This is a genomic window from Corynebacterium sp. HMSC14B06, from assembly GCF_001807075.1.
GTDB classification, from domain to species: Bacteria; Actinomycetota; Actinomycetes; order Mycobacteriales; family Mycobacteriaceae; genus Corynebacterium; species Corynebacterium jeikeium_D.
The window spans coordinates 1-19,012 of record NZ_KV787355.1 but is presented as its reverse complement, the minus strand read 5'-3'; the positions used below and the strand labels follow the sequence as shown (position 1 = coordinate 19,012).

The window sequence follows — 19,012 nt, the reverse complement described above, 5'->3', positions numbered from 1 at the left end:
CCAATACGAAATTTATTTGGGGTGCTATTTATTTTTCTACAACTGGTGATTTCGGCGATGAAATCACCAGGAATTTTCCACCAAACATCTAAAACCCCAGTACAAAACATTAAACCTATCTGCGTATAAGGTTTTTCGGTGCTGGCAGAAACCCCCTAAAGTGTCACTTCTTCTGTACTTAGAACGTTGGGTTGGAGGTAGCCATACGGCTACTTTCGCGAATGCTTTTGGCTTGTGATATGTCTCGCAGATTCATCCTCGCGGGTGTATTGCTGTCTGCTTTACGACGACTGCAGCGCACGCATCCATGGCGGGGACGAGATGGGCGCAGCAGCGAGTAGGGCGAGAAGGCGTGGAAGAGACGCGGGGAGGATAGGGGAGAGAGAAGCACAAAAGCGCCAGCGGCTACCGCATGGGTAACCGGCTGGCACTTTTCAAGGCACATGCTCTCGGAGCTGCTCGCTTGTACTTTTGAGTGCTTGTACCTTTTAGTCTTCGCCCTTGATGAATGCTTCGAGCTGTGCTCGCGCAACATCGTCGGCAAGCTGCTTCGGCGGGGACTTCATCAGGTAGGAAGAAGCGGCGTAGACCGGGCCGCCGATGCCGCGATCCTTGGCGATCTTGGCAGCGCGAACAGCATCGATGATGATGCCAGCGGAGTTCGGGGAGTCCCAGACCTCGAGCTTGTACTCAAGGTTCAGCGGCACCTCGCCGAAGGCCTTGCCCTCGAGTCGGACGTAGGCCCACTTGCGGTCATCCAGCCAGTCCACCCAGTCCGACGGGCCGATGTGGACGTTGCGGTCGTCGATCTTGCCGGCCAGCGGACCGGTGAGATTGGAGGTGACGGCCTGGGTCTTGGAGATCTTCTTGGACTCGAGGCGGTCGCGCTCGAGCATGTTCTTGAAGTCCATATTGCCGCCGACGTTGAGCTGCAGGGTGCGCTCGAGGCGAACACCGCGGTCCTCAAATAGCTTGGCCATGACGCGGTGGGTGATGGTTGCGCCGACCTGGCTCTTGATGTCGTCGCCGACGATCGGAACGCCTGCGTCTTCGAACTTCTTGGCCCACTCCGGGTCGGAAGCGATGAAGACCGGCAGGGCATTGACGAAGGCTACACCAGCGTCAATGGCGCACTGTGCGTAGAACTTGTCGGCCTGCTCGGAACCAACTGGCAGGTAGGAGACCAGGACATCGACCTTGGCATCCTGCAGCGCCTGAACAACGTCGACCGGTTCAGCTGGGGATTCGTCGATGGTGTCCGCGTAGTACTTGCCAACGCCGTCCAGGGTCGGGCCCCGCTGAACCTCAACGCCGAGAGTCGGGACATCGGCGATCTTGATGGTGCAGTTCTCGGAGGAAACAATGGCCTCGGAGAGGTCCTTGCCGACCTTCTTGTCGTCAACATCGAAAGCTGCGACGAACTCGACATCGGAGACGTGGTAGTCGCCGAAGACGACGTGCATGAGGCCAGGAATGGTCTCATCGGGCTTTGCATCGCGGTAGAACTCGACACCCTGCACCAGGGAGGAGGCGCAGTTGCCGACGCCGACGATAGCGACGCGAATTGAACTCATTTGGTAATTCTCCTTGAAACTATGTGCTCGGAGGCTTTGACCTCGCGCCGGGAACTCACACCGGGAACCCGCATCAGGACCAAGCATCAGGACCCCGCACCAGGGCCTTACGTCCGCGGTGCGGCCGTGAGTGGGTGCACGCATTGAGGTAACGAGCGTGACGTTATACCTTTATGCGTTTTTTGCCGATGCCCGAACCGTGAGGGGGCATGTGTGTACCGATAAAGCGGGGGTGAAATCAGCCCGCACACGCCTGCTAATCTGTCTTCGTGATGACATGGCAGGGCGAGATCGATCACTCCTTGCTCAAGAAGCAGTTATTGGAGCAGTGGCGTGCAGGGGAGATTTCACGAAAATCACTCTGTGATGCCGATGCTCGGCTGGTCGCTGCCGCGCGTTTTCACGGCAGAAAGTCCCAGGAAGAGTGCCCAGTATGTCGCAAATTCGACCTCCGACTCGTATTCTGGGTGTTCGGAGAAAACTTGGGCCGTCGTTCCGGCTCTGCTTGTACTGAAAACGAATTATCCGCAATAGTTAATGAATATGGTTCGTGCACCGTCAAAGAAGTTGAGGTGTGCCCCGACTGCAAGTGGAGTTTCCTGACCCGGACACTTCAGGCAGCTCGAGAAGAGTCAGAAAACTAGGGAGAGCACCCGTGAGCAATGATCGACCCGATAGCCCAGGCGGTCCTAACAGCCCTCACGAGGGCCAGGGTTCTAATTCATCAGGCGAGTGGTGGGATCAGCCGGATGCTGATTCCTTCAATACGCACGCACGCTCCGATGACGCATCGCTTGACGACGATTCCAGTGACAGCATTGATGCTGTTCCGGTCGGTGGCAATGACGAGGGTCTGGCTACCGATTCAGAGATGACGTCGGCAAGCGAGCCGGACCCGGAGAAGGGGCAGTACGCCCCAGATGACCATGAACCAGATGACCATGAAGAGGAAAGCTCGATGGCGCAAGAAGAACAGCCGACTGATAATAAGCGGCGAATTTTAGCGTGGCTCGGTCTAGCCGTGGCGCTGGTCGTGCTGTTGCCGGTAGTTGTGTTCGGTGTTGCTTATGCGACAACGGACGTGCCGGAGCCAGAGGAGTTGGCCAATAGCCAGATTGCGGTGATTTATGACCGCAGTGGTGAAAAGGAAATCACGCGCATCGTCCCCGAGGGCGGTAACCGAAGCAACATCACTATCGACAAGGTGCCGGATGCTGTACGCAATGCAGTGCTGGCAGCTGAGGATCGTGATTTCTATACCAACCCGGGTTTTTCCTTGACTGGTTATGCCCGTGCGGCTCTGGGAGTCGTGACTGGTAATTCCAGTGCCGGTGGCGGCTCGACCATTACGCAGCAGTACGTCAAGAATGCTGTGGTGGGCAATGAGCGCACGCTGACCCGTAAGGCCAAGGAACTGGTCATGTCGGCGAAGATGGCGCGGGAGTGGACTAAGGACGAAATCCTTGAGGCCTACCTCAACACGATTTACTTTGGTCGTAACGCATACGGTATCGCGGCAGCGTCGAAGGCCTACTTCGGTAAGGAAGTCGGTGAGCTGAATGCCGAAGAGGGTGCTGTGCTGGCAGCCTCGATTCAGCGTCCATCTGCACTGGATCCGTGGACTAACCGCCCGGAGGCTGAGCAGCGTTGGAACTACGTCCTCGATGGCCTGGTGGAGATGAACATCGTCTCGCCGCAGGACCGCGCGGGAATGCAGTACCCGGAGACCATCGATCCGGCGTTGGCGCCGAAGCAGGCTCCGGAGCCCGGCCCGGCTGCCATGATTAAGAATCAGGTTCTGGCTGAGTTGGAGCGCGAAGGTATCTCCGAGCAGGAGGTCAACACTGGCGGTCTACGCATTACGACGACCATTGACCCGACGGTGCAGCAGGCTGCCCTGGATGCGATGGAAAACTACGTCGATCAGTCAACGGGTTTGCGTGCCGCCATCGTTTCGGTGGAGCCGAAGACCGGTGCTGTCCGCGCCTACTACGGTGGCGACGATCCGACTGGTTGGGACTACGCAAACAGCGGTCTGCAGACCGGCTCTACTTTCAAGATTTTTGCGCTGGCAGCAGCTCTCGATCAAGGTATTCCACTGACCGCGCAGTACTCTTCGGCACCTGTGCAGTCCGGTAACGTCACTCTGCACAACGACGGCGGTGCCGGCGGTGGCGTGCTTCCGCTTTATGAGTCCCTGAAGCAGTCGCTGAACACCCCGTTTATTCGCCTGCAGCGCGACCTGAAGAATGGTCCGGATGACACCGCCAAAATGGCTCATCGTCTGGGCGTGGCTGAGTCCATCCCGGGTATTGAAAAGACTCTGATGGACGACAACGGTCACTCGCAGGACGGTATCGCCCTGGGTCAGTACCTCTCACGTCCGCTGGATATGGCCGTTGGTCTGGCTACCCTGACTAACGATGGCGTCTATCAGCAGACTCACTTCGTAGAGAAGGTCGAAAACTCCAAGGGCGAGATTGTTTACGAGTCCAACGCTGACAAGGGCGACCGTCGAGTTTCCAAGGCAGTGGCCACCAATATGATATCGGCCATGGAGCCTATTGCCGGTTACAGCAACAAGCCCTTGAGTGGTGGTCGCCCGTCGGCCGCCAAGACCGGTACTACGCAGTTGGGTGACACCGGCCAGAACAAGGATGCGTGGATGATCGGTTCGACACCGCAGCTGTCGACTGCAGTGTGGGTTGGCAACGTCGATGGTTCGGCGCTCTACAACTCCTATGGTGGCATCATGTACGGCTCGCAAACCCCGGGCGATCTGTGGAAGTACACCATGGATAACGCACTGTCTAACGAGGACTTTGAGTACTTCACCAAGCCGGAGCCAATCGGTGGTGTCGCAGGTGCGCCGCAGTACCAGGCGCCGTCGACCTCTGACTCTGGCTATGACCAGGGCTATGCCCCGGAGACCACAGAAGAGGAGTCGGCCGAGGAGTCGACCTCTGAGTCCTCCGAGGAGCAGCCTGCACCGCTTCCGGTTCCGGGTGGCGATGGCGGAGGCGGTGGCGGCGGAATCGCTGACCTACTGCCCATCCCGATTCCGGGAGGCGGTGGTTTCGGCGGTGGCAATGAAGGCGGCGGAGACCCCGGTAACCCTGGAGGTGGACAGTAAGTGGACACGTGGGTGATTTTCACCATCGTCTGCGTCGCGATTGGCTTCCTGATGTTCGGCACGGCCTTTTGGGGCTTCATGCAGAAGTGGAAACCGGCAATCATTTGGGCTCTGTGCCTGGCAGCTTTCCTATTCGCGACAGTCATTCCGGTGATTATTGCGTTGGCACATGCTTCCTCGACATCAATGTAGGACGCAGGCCAGGTAGTTAGCTGCTAGAGCGCTAACTGCCCACCAAGCACGCGACAACTTCACAATTCAAAGAGACGCACGCAGTAGCTCTGTGTGCGTCTCTTTTTATTCGGCGCCCTGACACCGCTTGCCGGTACTGCTTGCCGACGGCGCCTGCGATTAGGACATATACCTCTGCCTGCGGTACCCTGGCAGGGTTGCTTGACGCAACGATCCTCCTGCTGCATAGCGGTTGGCATGAAAGACAGTGCCAGCGCACCACGCTGTGTAGCCGAAATACAAGAACTAGACCATAGGAGGTGATGAGGTCCGTGCGTCACTACGAAGTAATGATTATTATCGATCCGTCTCAGGATGAGCGCACCGTAGGCCCGTCCCTGGAGAAGTACCTCGACGTTGTCCGCAAGGAGAACGGCAAGGTGGAGAAGGTGGACATCTGGGGTAAGCGCCACCTCGCCTACCCGATCGAGAAGAAGGAAGACGGCATCTACGTTGTCGTCGACCTCACCTGCGAGTCCGCAACCGTGCTGGAACTCGACCGTCGTCTGAATCTGAACGACAGCATCCTGCGCACCAAGGTGCTGCGGGTTGATCGTTAATCTGCGTCATATTTGCGTAGCCAGAGTGCTCGAATGGGGCACACCGGTAAAGCGAAAGCCGTAGGATAGCGGGCGAAAGCCCCATCATCAGCTCGACAGAATACAACCGAGGAGAAGAAGCATGGCTCAGGGAGACGTACAAATCACAGTGGTTGGCAACCTGGTTGCTGACCCGGAGCTTAAGTACACCCAGAACGGCACCGCCGTCGCGAACTTCCGCGTTGCGTCGACTCCGCGGGTGTACCGAGATGGCCAGTGGGTTGACGGCGAGGGCATGTTCCTCACCTGCAGCCTGTGGCGTGAGGCGGCGGAGAACGCTGTCGAAAGTCTCTCCAAGGGCATGCGCGTCATCGTCCAGGGTCGTCTGCGCCAGCGCAGTTACGAGACCCGCGAGGGCGAGCGTCGTACCGTCTTTGAGGTTGAGGTCGATGAGGTGGGCCCGTCCCTGAAGTTCGCTCGAGCTCAGGTCACGCGCACTCCACGCAACGGCGGTGGAAACTTTGGCGGCGGCAACCGCAGCCAGGGCGGAAATGCCGGTGGTGGTTTCGGCGGTGGCTTTGGTGGAAACCAGGGCAACCAGGGTGGACAGGGCGATCGCGGTTTTGGTGGCGGAGCTCCTGCGGAAGATCCGTGGAACTCAGCTCCTCCGGCCGGTGGCGGCTTCGGCGGCGATGAGCCTCCGTTCTAAGCTCCTTCCAGCCACGGCACTACGTGACTAGTTTGCAGCAGATTTAGCATCCACAATTCTCATAATCTTTTAAAGACATATCCAGCGAAAGGCAGGGATCATGAAGCTGATCCTCACCGCCGACGTTGACAAGCTCGGTGTCGCAGGCGACATCGTTGAGGTCAAGGCCGGCTACGGACGTAACTACCTGCTTCCTCGCGGACTGGCAATTGTTGCCACCCGCGGCGCAGAAAAGCAGATCGAGGGCATTCGTCGTGCCCAGGAGGCTCGCGCTATCCGCGACCTCGACCATGCACGTGAAGTCAAGCAGAAGATTGATTCGCTCGACAACGTCTCCGTTGCTGTGAAGGCTTCGGAAAATGGCAAGCTGTTCGGTTCTGTCACCAAGGGTGACATCGCCGATGCAGTTCGTAAGGCTTCCGGTCAGGCTATCGACAAGCGCGCAGTCGTGCTTGCTCCGAGCCAGATCAAGTCCCTTGGTAAGCACACCGTTGACATCGCGCTGCACCCGCAGATTACCGCGCATGTTTCCGTACAGGTCGTCGCCGCGTAAGTTCGCGGTTTAGAGTTTTTACTTTGACGGCGGCTGACGAGCACCGCGTTTAAAGACTGCGCGGGCTCTGAGGCCCAATGACAACAGCACACGTGAAGCTCTGATCTTTCGTAGTGAAAGGTCGGGGCTTTTCGTGGTTTAAGGCTGGTTTAAAGCCTTTTACGCAGGTGTTGGAAAGAGCGTCTACGACTTGTCCACAGGCTAACGATGATTGCTGTGGATAAACCTGTGGGTAACTTGCCTGGCTGCCGTGGATAACTTTTCTGGAGAGCGCGAGATTTTTATTAATTTATCGTTAATAATCTCCGCATGAGCAGCATCGATGCTAACGAGGTAACAGAGGATTACATTTGTGCAGAATTAAGGCAAATACGCACTGACCTGCGTAGATAGAATATTTCCGGGTTGAAACTCCGCTACCCCCGTTAACATTCAAGCGGCGGTTTAGGGTTACGGACCGTTCACCTGGACTTTTCTTGATTGTGCACATGTTCTCCCCAGGCTTGTCCACAGGTGCTGTGGATAACTTCGGGGATAAACACCGTAGAAGATTGTTTTCCGGGGCCTTCAAGGGTACTTTTACAGGTCCGTCAATCCGCTCGAACAGGTATAACTGCGGTAGGTAATCAGGTGTCCAGTGCTGGCGGTCGGAACAGACATATTGAGTGTGACGGTCAGTCAGCAACAGGGTTGAAAAGGCACCTAAGTGGTCCAGAAGGGGAGGAGCTGCTCACGATGAGTCAGCCTGTAGGTGATGGTGGTCATTCCGGAGCAGGGGACGAGGCGTCCTCCTACTCGGTAAATTCCCACGATGATTCCTTCGATGACGTTCCGCTGCCCCCGGAACCGCCGGTAGAGGATGCGCCACCGGAGGAGTATTCCTTCTCGCAGAGCTCGGGCAACGGATCGTCGGCAAGCGGATCTGGGGCGCGGGACTGGGAGCGAGACCGTGGTCGTGGCGCTCGTGCGAGTGCGGTCGCGGGCGCGACTTTTGAGCGCACCCCGCCGCACAATATCGAGGCGGAGCAGAGTGTGCTCGGCGCGATGCTGCTGAACTCAGAGGTCGTTGCGGATGTGTACGAGCAGCTGACGCCGGAGGATTTCTACCGGCCAGCGCACCAGACGATTTACTCGGCGATTTTGCACCTCTACGGTGAGTCCTCGGAAATTGACCCCATTTTGCTGGCAGGTCGTCTGGATCGAACTGGAGACCTGGAGCGCATCGGTGGTCCGCTGTACCTGCACACCTTGGCCTCCCTGGTGCCAACGGCGGCGAATGCGCAGTTCTATGCCCGAATTGTTGCGGAGAAGGCGACAATCCGTCGCCTGGTAGAGGCCGGCACGAAAATCGCCCAGATTGGCTATGCGGGCGCGGAGGACACGGAGCCGGAGCAGCTGGTGGATGAGGCGCAGCAGCTCATTTTCAGCGTTGGACGTGAGAACACGAAGAATGACTACGTTCCCATCGCCGATGTCCTGGATGACACGCTGGAGGAACTGGATCTTATTACCCAAAACGGCGGTCTGGCGCAGGGTGTGCCGACGGGGATTACCAACCTGGACAAGCTGACAAATGGCCTTCACCCAGGTCAGATGGTGATTATTGCGGCCCGTCCGGGTGTGGGTAAGTCCACGCTTGCAATGGACTTCATGCGTTCGGCCTCGATTCGCAACGGCATGACCAGCGCAATTTTCTCGTTGGAAATGTCGCGCAATGAAATCATGATGCGCATCATGTCCGCAGAGGCGAAGATCAACATGGCATCTTTGCGCTCCGGTGACCTGGATGAGCGGGACTGGACAAAGCTGGTCGAGGTCGGCGACAAGATTCGTGATGCTCCGCTGTTTATTGATGACTCGCCGAACCTGACCATGATGGAAATTCGCGCGAAGGCACGTCAGCTGAAGCAGAAGCACGATCTGAAGATGATCGTGGTCGACTACCTGCAGCTGATGAGCTCGGGTAAAAAAGTCGAGTCCAGGCAGCAAGAGGTCTCGGAGTTCTCCCGTCAGCTCAAGTTGTTGGCGAAGGAGCTCGAGGTACCGCTGATTGCAATTTCGCAGCTGAATCGTGGTCCGGAAGCTCGCACAGATAAGAAGCCACAGGTCTCGGACCTGCGTGAGTCGGGTTCGCTGGAGCAGGATGCCGATATCGTCATGCTGATTTACCGGCCGGACTCGCAGGAGGCTGACCATGAACGTGCTGGTGAGGCGGATATTATCGTCGCAAAGCACCGTGGTGGACCGACCGGAAGCATTGCTGTGGCCCACCAGCTGCATTACTCCAGGTTCGCCAACCTGGCGGAGGAGCCCAGCGGTTCTCTCTAGGTGCCTGGCCTAGCCACCCAGAATTAGTGCAATCCGGGTGGCTAGGTAAGGTGAGTGACAGTCAATAGGGCGAGTTTTCGTGCGTTGATGGTTTTGAAGGTTTTGAGGGTTACGCGGAGTCGTCGGGAAGCGGGGAAGCACTATGTCACCAACTGCCGCTCCCGTGGCAGCGGAGGCCAAAGCGAAAAGGCAGAAGAGTGCGCCGAAACAGCGCGTCGGTTGGGTAGATGCGGCTAAGGGGCTGTGCATTCTTTTAGTTGTGCTTGGCCATGCCATCACAGAGCTGCAAGCGCACGGTTACTACACGGCGCAGTGGGCGGGGATTAACTTCTTCCTCGGACCAATCCGTATGCCGCTGTTTTTCCTGCTATCTGGTCTGTTCGCCGGCAAGGCACTCAAGGAGTCGTGGCATAAGTTGGCCAATCGCCGAATCTGGGTGATGGTCTATCTCTACGTGATTTGGGTGCCACTGCGTGACTTCGTGCTTTTCCTCATGCCATATACGCACGTGGATGCCGATGGCATAGTGTCTCCGCCGCCGATTACGGACCACAGCGCGTGGGGGCCGCGAATTTACAACACGCTTCACGCGATCATCGAGCCAACTTCCTACCTGTGGTTTCTGTGGGCGCTGGCGCTGTTTGCAATTCTCACACGAGCATTCCGCTGGGTGCATCCGGTGATTCAGCTCATCGTTACAGGCCTCATTAGTGCATGGGCGCCTTTTGCCTCGTCCAGCTGGTCGTGGGACTTTGTCAGCAAAATGCTGTTCTTCTACGTGCTGGGCATGTACGGCGCGCCCTGGATCTTCCGGATGGCACAGCGTCGCAGTGGTCTCGCACTACTAGTGACGCTGACGGCGTTCCTGTCGGTGGCGATCTGGGTGCAGGCGACCTACTCGAGCTTTAACGAAGGCAACGTCGGCTTCACCCGTGTGTACCTGTCCACCACTGGCGCACTGGCTGCAATCAATGTCATGGCGATGCTGCAGAACACTCGCCTAGTTGTGCCTTTTGAAAAGGTTGGCGGCCGAACGCTGCCTATCTTCCTTATGCACATTCCAATGTTGGTTGTGGTCATGATTATTTGCGACCTCATCCTGCCAAAGGACCCACACTTGGCCATCATGACGCCGCTGGTGACTATCATTGCGGCGATGCTGTGCCTTGGTCTGCACAGGTTGCTGCTTGCCATCGGTGCCGGGTGGCTCTTTGTCCGTCCTGCGTGGGTAGTGCGCATGACTACGCCGGGGCAGCGTGCCCTTCAGCGCAGTCAGAATCCTTCTTCCCTGCCTGAAGGCGAGGCTCCGCGGCAGCCTAAGAGCGAACCTGCTTCCTAATTCAGCTCAACAAGGCGGTAGCGTGGAACCGGGAGCCGATCAGGCGGCAGAAGTGACACAGAGAATAGCCATGAAGAAATGAGAAAGCCATGCGTCTAGCAACGTTGCGATACCAGGGTGCAACCCGCGCCGCTGTTCTCGGCGACGGCGTAGCGGTCCTTTTTGATGACCACTGTCTCGGAGATGTGTTAGCGCGGCCAACGTGGCGTCGTGAAGCGGAAGAACTCTTGGCGGAGGCGGGGAACAACCCTGACAACGTCATGGCGGAGAGCACGTGGGCGTTCGCGCCGCTGATCACGCGGCCGGGCAAGATTGTTTGCGTCGGCCTGAACTATGCCGCCCACATCGATGAGATGGGACACGAGCGTCCCGAGGTGCCGACGCTATTCGCGAAGTTTGCCGATGCCGTTGCCGGTGCGAAGGATGATATCCGAGTGCCGGAGGCCTGCGCGGAAAAGCTCGATTATGAAGGCGAGCTCGCGGTTATCGTCGGCGAGACCTGCTTGCGGGTGTCGGAGGAGCAGGCACAGGACGCTATCGCTGGGTACGCGATTATGAATGACTTCACCCAGCGCGATTTCCAGTACGCCACCGCGCAGTGGCTACAGGGGAAGACGTTGCAGCGCGCCAGTGCTTTCGGCCCGTGGATGCTCACAGCAGATGCTTTCGATGCGGACTCCGCACGGGTGCGCACATATGTCGACGGAGAGCTGCGCCAGGATGCCCCGATTGCGGACCTTGTTTTCTCCCCGGCGAAGTTAATCGCCTACATCTCACAGTTCGTGCAGCTGAACCCGGGCGATGTCATCTCCACGGGAACGCCGGCGGGTGTTGGTCACGGCATGAGCCCGCAGACCTACCTTCAGGATGGTCAGGAAATGATCATCACCATCGATGGCCTGGGTAAACAGGCCAACACTGTCCGCATCAACCACTAGCACGCGCCGCTTTACGACGTCCCCGCGAACCCGGCGGGAATGAATCGACTCCCGCGTGCGTTGTGGGGAACTAACGGGTAAAAACCTACGTAAAGAACGTGAAGTTAGAACACGACGTTAAAGAGTAAGAGGAGTTAGACCCATGGCAACTGTTGATATTACGAACGAGACTTTCGCTGAGACTATTCAGAACAACGACATTGTGCTCGTTGATGCCTGGGCATCCTGGTGCGGTCCGTGCCGCCAGTTCGCCCCGATTTATGAGAAGGCTTCGGAGAAGCACCCAGAGGTAGTGTTCGCAAAGCTGGACACCGATGCCAACCAGGAGGTTTCGGCCGCCCTGGGCATTCAGTCGATTCCGACGCTGTTTGTTTTCCGCGAGGGAATCCTGCTGTTCCAGCACTCTGGTGTGCTGCCTGAGACCGCTCTGAGCGACCTGGTTGGCCAGGCTTCGGAGCTGAACATGGATGATGTCCGTGCGCAGATTGCCGAGCAGGCCGCACAGGATAGCGCTACCGAGTAAATTCTGCGGTTTAGTCCGCATACTGTGCGTTTTCCAACTTAGAGCACTGCCGCATGAGCCCCCGCGCCTCAAGCCCGCGGGGACTTTTTGTATCTAGTCCGCGCGCTGGCCACGAATGAGCCAGCCAATACCAAAGCCAGCGAGTGCCGCTACTAGTGCCCACAGGGCTGGAGCGACTTTGTTTGAGTTTTCCTCAATCGACAGTGGTGCGCTGGTGCGGGCATGCTTTGTCTCCTTCTCACCTGTTGGCAGAACCTGCCCGCTCGGGAACACGTGCTTGACAGCTTCGGTGAGGTCGTTGGCGGTCAGGTTTTTGCCCAGAACCGCGATAGCGTAACGGTCATCGTCGCCAAGGAACCCGGCAGTGGTGTGCTGCTCTTCGTACCAACCGGATTTGTTGGCAATCGTTTCCTTCGGTAGCGCTGCACGCAGACCGAAGTTCTGGTCTGCATCGCCGTAGGAGTAACGCGGCAGTGAGTACATCAGCTGACGCATGTATTTGGTCTCCGTGTCGCTCAGTCCGCCTTCTTCGCTCAGCATGCGGTCAAAGTAGGCGACCATGTCGGCTGGCGTACTAGTGGTGGCTCCCCACATAGGCGAGCCGACGGTCTTATCCGACAGGCCGTAGCGCTGCCGGACATTGTCAACGATGCGTACACCGCCGTAGGAATCCCACAGCTCGTCAGTTGCTTCATTGTTGGAGTATCGAATCATGTCGTCGCGCAGCATGGCATCAGGGTTGCCCTCAACCGGCATATCGCCCTGGCCAGCGACGATCTCGCCCTTCTTCGGCTGTGTGTAGTTGGAGTAGGCCACGACATCGGCGATGAATACCTTCATCAGGCTGGCGAGGCGAAAAACATCATCACAGTGTGCGTTGCAGATGAACTCACCGGTCTGGCGATCCAGGATGCCCATGCCGAGCATGCCGCCCTTAGCATCAAACTTCTCGGTCACCTGGTCGAGACGAGTTTGGACGCCAAGGCCCCACTGGGTATTCGCCCCTGGCACAAGTGGGGGAAACGCCTTCGGCTCACTTTTCGCAGTGCTTTCCGACGGCTCCGTTGAGGACGTTTCCGATGTCGTTGAAGAGGTTTTCTCTGCCGACTTCTCTGCCGACTGTTCCGCCCACTTCTCCGCGGTTTTCCCTGTGTGCTTCTCGGGAGCCTTTCCTGCTGGTTTTTCGGTGGTCTTCTTGGTTTTTGCGTCGGAGGGCTTAGTCGGCTCCGTTGAGGATGGAGCTGCGACGACTACCTGCGAAAATGCGCCGGTATTGGTGGAGTCAGCAGTTGCGGTGACTGTCGCGTTAGCCAGCGGCGCAGTTGCTGACAGAGTAATTACCGCGGCGAGACTCGCGGCAAGTCCGCGGTACGCGCGTTGAGGGCAATGAACCATGTTTAGAGAGTTTACAACTCTGGGGGAGTCTTGCTTGTCGGTAACCAGCTCTTTCCGTTTGCCGAGAGAGAGCGAGCTAGCTCACGTACAATTTTTTAAGAGATGGAATCTTCTCGGTTCCGATTAGTTATTCCGCATATGTTGAGGAAGGTTGGATTTGCATGGCTAATCCATTTGCCAAGGGCTGGAAGTACATGATGTCTTCGTTTGATAAGAAAATCGAGGACAATGCGGATCCGAAGGTTCAGATTGCACAGGCAGCTGAGGCCGAGCGTCAGCGCCATCAGGAGATTCAGCGTCAGGCTGCGGCTATCATCGGCAACCGCAATCAGCTGGAAATGCAGCTGGGGCGGTTGACCTCTGAGCGTGACAAGATTACCGAGAACACCCGCCAGGCACTCGCCAACGCGGATCAGGCTCGTGCCAAGGGCGATGAGGCCACTGCACAGAAGATGGAAAGCACTGCTGAGGTGTTTGCCACCCAGCTGGTGAATGTTGAAAAGGAGCTGGAAAATACTACGCAGCTCCACCAGCAGGCCGTATCTGCTGCTGAGGAGGCACAGCGTCAGGCGCAGCAGTCGCAGGCTCGCTACGAGCAGATTAAGCAGGATATCCGCAAGCTGGAGTCGCAGGCGGATCAGGCCAAGATGCAAGAGACCGCGTCGAAGACTCTCCAGAGCATGCAGGGTATTTCCGAGGATCCGAATGTGCCGACTTTGGATTCGGTCCGTGAGAAGATTGAAGGCCGCTACGCCAATGCGTTGGGCGCTCAGGAGCTCGCGGAATCCTCACAGGCAGGTCGTATGGCTGAGATCGAGACTTCGACTCGCGATGCCGCTGCTGACATGCGTCTGGCCGAAATTCGTGCCCAGATGAATAATGAAAACGCTGCTCTCGAATCCGGTTCTGCCGCGAAGGATAACGCCGGCGAGCTGGAGGCCGCCGAGTCCGCCGAGTCCGTTGAGGCCGTTGAGGACACCACAACGGACGCAGACGAAGCGAAGTAGCGTTCACCAGTTGCCAACGATCGCCAACAAGAAAGTGTCGGGGTTTATGTCAGTTTGAGCGGGAAAAACCACCCTAAACTGACATAAACCCCGACACTTTCTCGCACCAGCAGCGCCAGCAGCACCAGCAGCGACAGTAGCGCCAGCAGTGCTGAAGCCACCGAAACTGCCGAATCCGTGAGGCGCGCTATTACTCCAATTCGCCGTTCTTCCGCGCGAGCAGCACTCCGCGGATACCGGCGTGGAAACCATCGCGCAGATTGACGCGCTGCGTCTCCGTCAGCGTGTATTCGTGCAGGGTTTCGCACGCAAACTGCAGCAGCGGACGATCAATGTCCGGTGGCAGCCCACCACCAGAGAGCAAGTGGGCACTATCGCGCGCCTGCTCGTTCGCAATATTCTCGTACCACCAGTTCGCGTACTGCTGTCCCACATCGAACGGCGTCTGAAAACCCGCGGATGCCCACACCTCGTTCGGCAGGGGCACGTATCGACTACGCAGCTTCCTCCTTGGCGCCATCATCGAAGGATTCGGCCGCGGGCTTGGTTTCGGCGTACTCGTGTTGGCACCGTCTTCGCTTGTCGACGGCTCCGTCGCCGACCCCCCACTGCCAACTGCAGTCGACGACGCGGAATCGGGGGCAGACGCGCCTGCATTCTCGGCTCCGGTGTTGTTCGCAGTGTCGTTACCAGCCCCACTGCCAGTGTTGACTGTCGCGCCGGGCATGGCCGCTGGAGAAGGCTGTGCTGGCTGCGTTGGCTGCGTTTGCTGTGTTGGCGAGTCAGCCGAAACGCCCGAAGCAGCGGAATCCACCTGTGTAGTTTCCAAACCGCCGGTGCGCTCTACCTCAGCGCGGTGCTCAGCCTGCGCCGGGATTTCCCGGGCACCCATCTTGGCCGCGTGTTCGACCTCGTTGAACTTCGGCGAGTCGGCCTTGGCCGTCGGCGTGGCTGCGGCATTGTCTTCGCTGCGACAGTCGGAGTCGCGGTCAGCTGTGGGGGATGGCACAACGCGCTGGTCCTGCGGAACCTCCGGAGAGCCGGCCTCCGGCGAAGCAACATCACCGTCGGCAGCGGAGGGAGTGTTCTCCGTGCCGTCGTCAAGCGAGTCCTCGCCCGGAGGAGTGATGCGCGTATCCGGTACACAGGTGGCACCGAGATCTTCGATTGGTTCGGCATCGCCCAGCGGCTTATTCGTGCGGACGACCGGTGGGATTGGGCCCTCGAGGACATTGAGCTGCATGGCGTCGGCGAAGTCCTCGCGGGGATCGAGGATTGTCGTCGAATCGCAGGCATGGCGAAGTGCACCGGACATGGAGTCCCAGCCGAAGCCGTAGAGATGCACGCGCACACCGGCGGCCGAAGCCTCAGCGACGCCGGGCAGCATGTCCGCATCGCCCGAGACCAGCACGATATCGGAAACTTGGTTGCGCAGGCCGGCGACAACCATGTCTGCGACGAGTCGCGTATCGACGGCCTTCTGCGTCCGTCGGTCACCCCATTCAATGAGCTGACCTGCGCGCAGCTGCACACCATCAATCGTGCGCAGTGAGCGCTGGTAACGATGCGGCCCCGACTCCGGGATGCCGTCGTACCAAAGTTGCCGCTGAACTGGCTGGTTCAGCTGCTGGTTAATCATTCGGTCAAGGACACTAACTACTTCTCTAAGGTCGATTTCTAATTGCCCGCGGGCTCCGGTTTCCCACGAGTTGTAAAAGCTCGCCAGTAAATATGACGTATCGACGAACACCAATGTGCGTTCAAGCATGGCTCCTAATTCCTGATTCTTTATTAACTAAATAAGAAAACCGGTTACATCGACAAGGATGCCCGAATAATTCATTCTATGCGCTAAACATGTTTAACTTCAGGGACTATTCTTAATAAGCCGCATTGCTTTGACCGTTCTTCGCGGGTTGGCAGAAGTGCGAGCCGACGAGAAAGCACCGATCAATTTAGGTATTGACGTGCAAAGAAATCGCCCCGCGAAGAGTGCGACCACACAGGAGAAGGGGAGTTACAAACAGGTATGAGACGCTGGTTCGGCCTATTGGTTCTCATTACTGTGTTGGGGCAAGCGGTTTTCAACGGCGGTCGCGTGCTGCTTTCTTGGCGAGTCCTCGATTTTGGCGGTTCCGCCGCCACCGTCGGTTGGTTCACTGCCGCATTTTCACTTGTACCTCTTATTATTGCGCTTCCCGCCGGCAAGCTTGTCGACAGCCATCGTGCCACCGAAGTCATGTACTCCGGTCTCGTCGCCACCGTCATCGCTGCAGCAGTAATGTCGCTCTCGCCGAACCTACCTATTCTTCTGATCGGCTACGTGGCCCTGGGTTTTGCCCACATGACCACGCTCATCGCCGCTCAAGGCATGGTTTCGCACCTGCGTGGCGGCGTCGCCGGGCTTGATAGCCTCTTTGCATACTTCACGCTTGGAATCTCCGTCGGGCAGTTCCTCGGCATCGTCGGTGCGGGTCTGCTCACTCCCAACCACGACGGCAGCGCCATGACCGCCACCACTTCCGCGCTCTGGACGATGACGGGAATCGGTGCGGTCGCCCTGGTCATCGGCTGGCCGGTCGCAACTGCTTATCGACGGCACGAAGCAAATGCAGCCGCCGAAGTGCAAGCTGCTAGCTCAACTGAGTATTCTCCGGCGTCGACTGTTAGCGACCGCAGCCGGATGGAGGAGAGGCGGCTGGCGCAGGCCGAAGCCAGTGGCGCATCGGTCTTAAGCATCCTGCGTATCGATGGCATGTCCAGCGCTATGTCTGTCTCAATTGCGGTCATCGTAGCCATTGACCTGTTGACGGCATATGTGCCGGTGCTGGGACGTGAACTGGGCTTTAGTGTTGCCGAGGTGACGGCGATCCTTGGTGCGCGTAGTGGTCTTGCGATTATTTCCCGAGCCCTCATGCCGACTGTTTTGCGCAAAGCTAATCGCAATCGGGTCCTTATCATTGCAGTTTGTGCCGGTGTCATGCCGCTTTTGGCTATGCCGTGGCTGCAGAGTGCGTGGCTCATGGTTATTGCTGTTGGTATCTGCGGTTTGGCCTGGGGCTTTGTGATGCCCATGTCGATGACGTGGGTGAGTTCCCTGGTGGATGCCGAGGTGCGTGCTCAGGCGTTGTCCATCCGGCTAATGGGTAACCGCTTGGCGCAGGTCATCCTGCCGCCGATTGCTGGTGTGGGTGCTACCGCGATGGGTGCAGGCAGCGTGTTTCTGGGGGCGGGTGCGCTGATGGGTGTCGCATCTGCCACTGCTTGGCGACGACTCGCAGGTGACAAGGCGGCTCTGACTAAGTAATTGGTCGGTTGCTGAGTTGCTGACAAGTAGAGACCGAGCCGTAGGGCCCGACCCCCGGAAAGTGGACACATCGGGGGCTAGCTATGCTGCTGTGGTCAGTATAGCCGAAGTCTCGGCTTCAAAGACATCAGGAGCTACGAGATTGCACCAGGAGTGCCGCCTGCGCGTGTTGTAGCGCATGCACCACCGGAAGACCTCTTGACGACAGCTAATTGGGTTGTCAAAGACTTTCCGATCACGCAGCACTTCCCGCTTTAAGGTGGCGTTAAAGGATTCTGCCAGGGCATTATCGGCACTCGTTCCAACCGCGCCCATGGACTGGCGCACACCTAACGACGAGCAGTAGTTCCTAAAGTCTTGTGAGGTGTACACGCTGCCGTGATCGGAATGGAAAATAGTCCCGTCAAGACTGCCGCGCACGCCGTGTGCGTGGGCTAGAGCATCGATAACTAGTGAGACCCGCATGTGGTCTGCGAGTGCATAACCTGCAAGTTTACGTGAATACGTGTCAATGACTGTGGCAAGGTACATGTTTTTGCCTCCCCTACACGGCAGGTAAGTAATGTCACCGACATACACACGATTTGGCTCGCCAGCTGTGAACTTGCGGCCTACTAGATCTGGCATGACACGGTGACCAGGCTTACGCCTGGTAGTAATGCATCGACGCCGTTTGCTAAAGCCTTTTAACCCCATGGATTTCATGATGCGTGCAACTTTCTTGTGATTGATCGGGGTATACGTCGTGTCCTCCTTGAGGCTTGCGGCGATGCGTTTAGCACCATAAAGCCCGTGCTCATCATCGAAGATGGTCTTGATTCTTGCACCAATAACGGCATCAGAATACATCTTTAACCTGCGTTTTTACGGGTGCTCACCCACTTGTAAAACGAGGAACGATTCAGCTTTAACACATCGCACATCCGCTTAACCGAGTACTCGGTTCGGTGGTCATCGACAAACTGGAAGCGGATCACCAGTGAGTCTCTTCGGCAAAATATTTCGCGGCCTTACGCAGGATGTCGCGTTCTTCGCGCAGCTTAGAGACTTCTTTTTCCAGCTGACGGATTCGCGCAGAATCATTCGCCGCTTGGGCTTGATCGTGCACGGCTTTAATGCGGGCACGTTTGCCAGTGCCGTACTTTTTGACCCAAGAATGTAGCGAGGCACGGTTGATACCGAGCTCAGCTGATGCTGAGTTCAGCGAGAGATCCTCGTTGTTCTCATAGAGGGCTACGGCATCGCGTTTGAACTGTTCGGAGTACCTGGACATGGTGGTAGATTACCTTTCTTCCCAGCTCGACTGGGCTGGATATCAGGTGTCCACCACATGGGGGTCAGGTCCGTAGGAAGTCTCTGATTTGGCGTACGGGGTTAACTAAAGTGAATTCTTTTCATGGTTCTACCAGCGGATTCGCTTAAATAAGGGCGTGTGT

The 19,012-nt window shown here is 57.5% G+C and carries 15 protein-coding genes and 1 pseudogene; 12 read left to right on the top strand and 4 right to left on the bottom strand.

The features are described from left to right. Window positions 1-488: 488 nt before the first annotated feature. A complete protein-coding gene (locus HMPREF3130_RS00165) occupies window positions 489-1,574 on the bottom strand; it encodes an inositol-3-phosphate synthase (protein WP_070429058.1) in 1,086 nt (361 codons plus the stop codon). 272 nt (window positions 1,575-1,846) lie between these two features. Between HMPREF3130_RS00165 and HMPREF3130_RS11200 the strand changes: the two genes are divergently transcribed. From HMPREF3130_RS11200 to trxA, 10 genes are all read left to right on the top strand, one after another. Beyond that, window positions 1,847-2,218: a DUF5318 family protein gene (locus HMPREF3130_RS11200; protein ID WP_224783765.1), complete on the top strand. Its 372-nt coding sequence runs from the start codon at window positions 1,847-1,849 to the stop codon at window positions 2,216-2,218. Between the two features lie 11 nt (window positions 2,219-2,229). Beyond that, window positions 2,230-4,707, top strand: coding sequence for a transglycosylase domain-containing protein (locus HMPREF3130_RS00160; RefSeq protein WP_070429057.1), 2,478 nt, complete (start codon window positions 2,230-2,232; stop codon window positions 4,705-4,707). Further along, entirely contained in the window at window positions 4,708-4,899 is a 192-nt protein-coding gene (locus HMPREF3130_RS00155; RefSeq protein ID WP_016421704.1) for a hypothetical protein, read from the top strand. A gap of 311 nt (window positions 4,900-5,210) precedes the next feature. Next, window positions 5,211-5,498 carry a 30S ribosomal protein S6 gene (gene rpsF / locus HMPREF3130_RS00150; RefSeq protein WP_005511978.1) on the top strand — a complete coding sequence of 96 codons (288 nt, stop codon included), beginning with the start codon at window positions 5,211-5,213 and terminating at the stop codon, window positions 5,496-5,498. A gap of 121 nt (window positions 5,499-5,619) precedes the next feature. Then, window positions 5,620-6,186, top strand: coding sequence for a single-stranded DNA-binding protein (locus tag HMPREF3130_RS00145; RefSeq protein ID WP_049170077.1), 567 nt, complete (start codon window positions 5,620-5,622; stop codon window positions 6,184-6,186). Between the two features lie 100 nt (window positions 6,187-6,286). Then, window positions 6,287-6,739, top strand: a complete 453-nt coding sequence (gene rplI / locus HMPREF3130_RS00140; protein WP_005511982.1) for a 50S ribosomal protein L9 — start codon at window positions 6,287-6,289, stop codon at window positions 6,737-6,739. Window positions 6,740-7,474: 735 nt separating this feature from the next. Then, window positions 7,475-9,067, top strand: coding sequence for a replicative DNA helicase (gene dnaB, locus HMPREF3130_RS00135; protein WP_049170075.1), 1,593 nt, complete (start codon window positions 7,475-7,477; stop codon window positions 9,065-9,067). Between the two features lie 142 nt (window positions 9,068-9,209). Continuing rightward, window positions 9,210-10,406: an acyltransferase family protein gene (locus HMPREF3130_RS00130; protein ID WP_049193095.1), complete on the top strand. Its 1,197-nt coding sequence runs from the start codon at window positions 9,210-9,212 to the stop codon at window positions 10,404-10,406. Window positions 10,407-10,495: 89 nt separating this feature from the next. Then, window positions 10,496-11,344, top strand: coding sequence for a fumarylacetoacetate hydrolase family protein (locus HMPREF3130_RS00125; protein ID WP_070429056.1), 849 nt, complete (start codon window positions 10,496-10,498; stop codon window positions 11,342-11,344). Between the two features lie 142 nt (window positions 11,345-11,486). Continuing rightward, window positions 11,487-11,867 (top strand): thioredoxin, encoded by a 381-nt coding sequence (gene trxA / locus HMPREF3130_RS00120; protein ID WP_070429055.1) that lies wholly within the window; start codon window positions 11,487-11,489, stop codon window positions 11,865-11,867. 93 nt (window positions 11,868-11,960) lie between these two features. On the opposite strand, the gene HMPREF3130_RS00115 is transcribed toward trxA, so the two are convergent. Further along, window positions 11,961-13,262 carry a serine hydrolase gene (locus HMPREF3130_RS00115; protein ID WP_070429054.1) on the bottom strand — a complete coding sequence of 434 codons (1,302 nt, stop codon included), beginning with the start codon at window positions 13,260-13,262 and terminating at the stop codon, window positions 11,961-11,963. 161 nt (window positions 13,263-13,423) lie between these two features. Here HMPREF3130_RS00115 and HMPREF3130_RS00110 point away from each other — a divergent pair, with 161 nt between their 5' ends. Next, a complete protein-coding gene (locus HMPREF3130_RS00110) occupies window positions 13,424-14,269 on the top strand; it encodes a PspA/IM30 family protein (protein ID WP_070429053.1) in 846 nt (281 codons plus the stop codon). 190 nt (window positions 14,270-14,459) lie between these two features. On the opposite strand, the gene HMPREF3130_RS00105 is transcribed toward HMPREF3130_RS00110, so the two are convergent. After that, window positions 14,460-16,037 carry an NYN domain-containing protein gene (locus HMPREF3130_RS00105; protein WP_070429052.1) on the bottom strand — a complete coding sequence of 526 codons (1,578 nt, stop codon included), beginning with the start codon at window positions 16,035-16,037 and terminating at the stop codon, window positions 14,460-14,462. A gap of 261 nt (window positions 16,038-16,298) precedes the next feature. Between HMPREF3130_RS00105 and HMPREF3130_RS00100 the strand changes: the two genes are divergently transcribed. Then, entirely contained in the window at window positions 16,299-17,576 is a 1,278-nt protein-coding gene (locus HMPREF3130_RS00100; protein WP_070429051.1) for an MFS transporter, read from the top strand. Window positions 17,577-17,657: 81 nt separating this feature from the next. Here the strand turns inward: HMPREF3130_RS00100 and HMPREF3130_RS00095 are convergent. Next, a pseudogene (locus tag HMPREF3130_RS00095) lies at window positions 17,658-18,849 on the bottom strand (IS3 family transposase). Between the last annotated feature and the right edge of the window lie 163 nt (window positions 18,850-19,012).

Bases quoted from the DNA above. Each gene is read 5' to 3' on its own strand.
- HMPREF3130_RS00165 (WP_070429058.1), bottom strand. From the start codon at position 1,574: ATGAGTTCAATTCGCGTCGCTATCGTCGGCGTCGGCAACTGCGCCTCC.
- HMPREF3130_RS11200 (WP_224783765.1), top strand. From the start codon at position 1,847: ATGACATGGCAGGGCGAGATCGATCACTCCTTGCTCAAGAAGCAGTTA.
- HMPREF3130_RS00145 (WP_049170077.1), top strand. From the start codon at position 5,620: ATGGCTCAGGGAGACGTACAAATCACAGTGGTTGGCAACCTGGTTGCT.
- rplI (WP_005511982.1), top strand. From the start codon at position 6,287: ATGAAGCTGATCCTCACCGCCGACGTTGACAAGCTCGGTGTCGCAGGC.
- dnaB (WP_049170075.1), top strand. From the start codon at position 7,475: ATGAGTCAGCCTGTAGGTGATGGTGGTCATTCCGGAGCAGGGGACGAG.
- HMPREF3130_RS00130 (WP_049193095.1), top strand. From the start codon at position 9,210: ATGTCACCAACTGCCGCTCCCGTGGCAGCGGAGGCCAAAGCGAAAAGG.
- HMPREF3130_RS00125 (WP_070429056.1), top strand. From the start codon at position 10,496: ATGCGTCTAGCAACGTTGCGATACCAGGGTGCAACCCGCGCCGCTGTT.
- trxA (WP_070429055.1), top strand. From the start codon at position 11,487: ATGGCAACTGTTGATATTACGAACGAGACTTTCGCTGAGACTATTCAG.
- HMPREF3130_RS00115 (WP_070429054.1), bottom strand. From the start codon at position 13,262: ATGGTTCATTGCCCTCAACGCGCGTACCGCGGACTTGCCGCGAGTCTC.
- HMPREF3130_RS00110 (WP_070429053.1), top strand. From the start codon at position 13,424: ATGGCTAATCCATTTGCCAAGGGCTGGAAGTACATGATGTCTTCGTTT.
- HMPREF3130_RS00105 (WP_070429052.1), bottom strand. From the start codon at position 16,037: ATGCTTGAACGCACATTGGTGTTCGTCGATACGTCATATTTACTGGCG.
- HMPREF3130_RS00100 (WP_070429051.1), top strand. From the start codon at position 16,299: ATGAGACGCTGGTTCGGCCTATTGGTTCTCATTACTGTGTTGGGGCAA.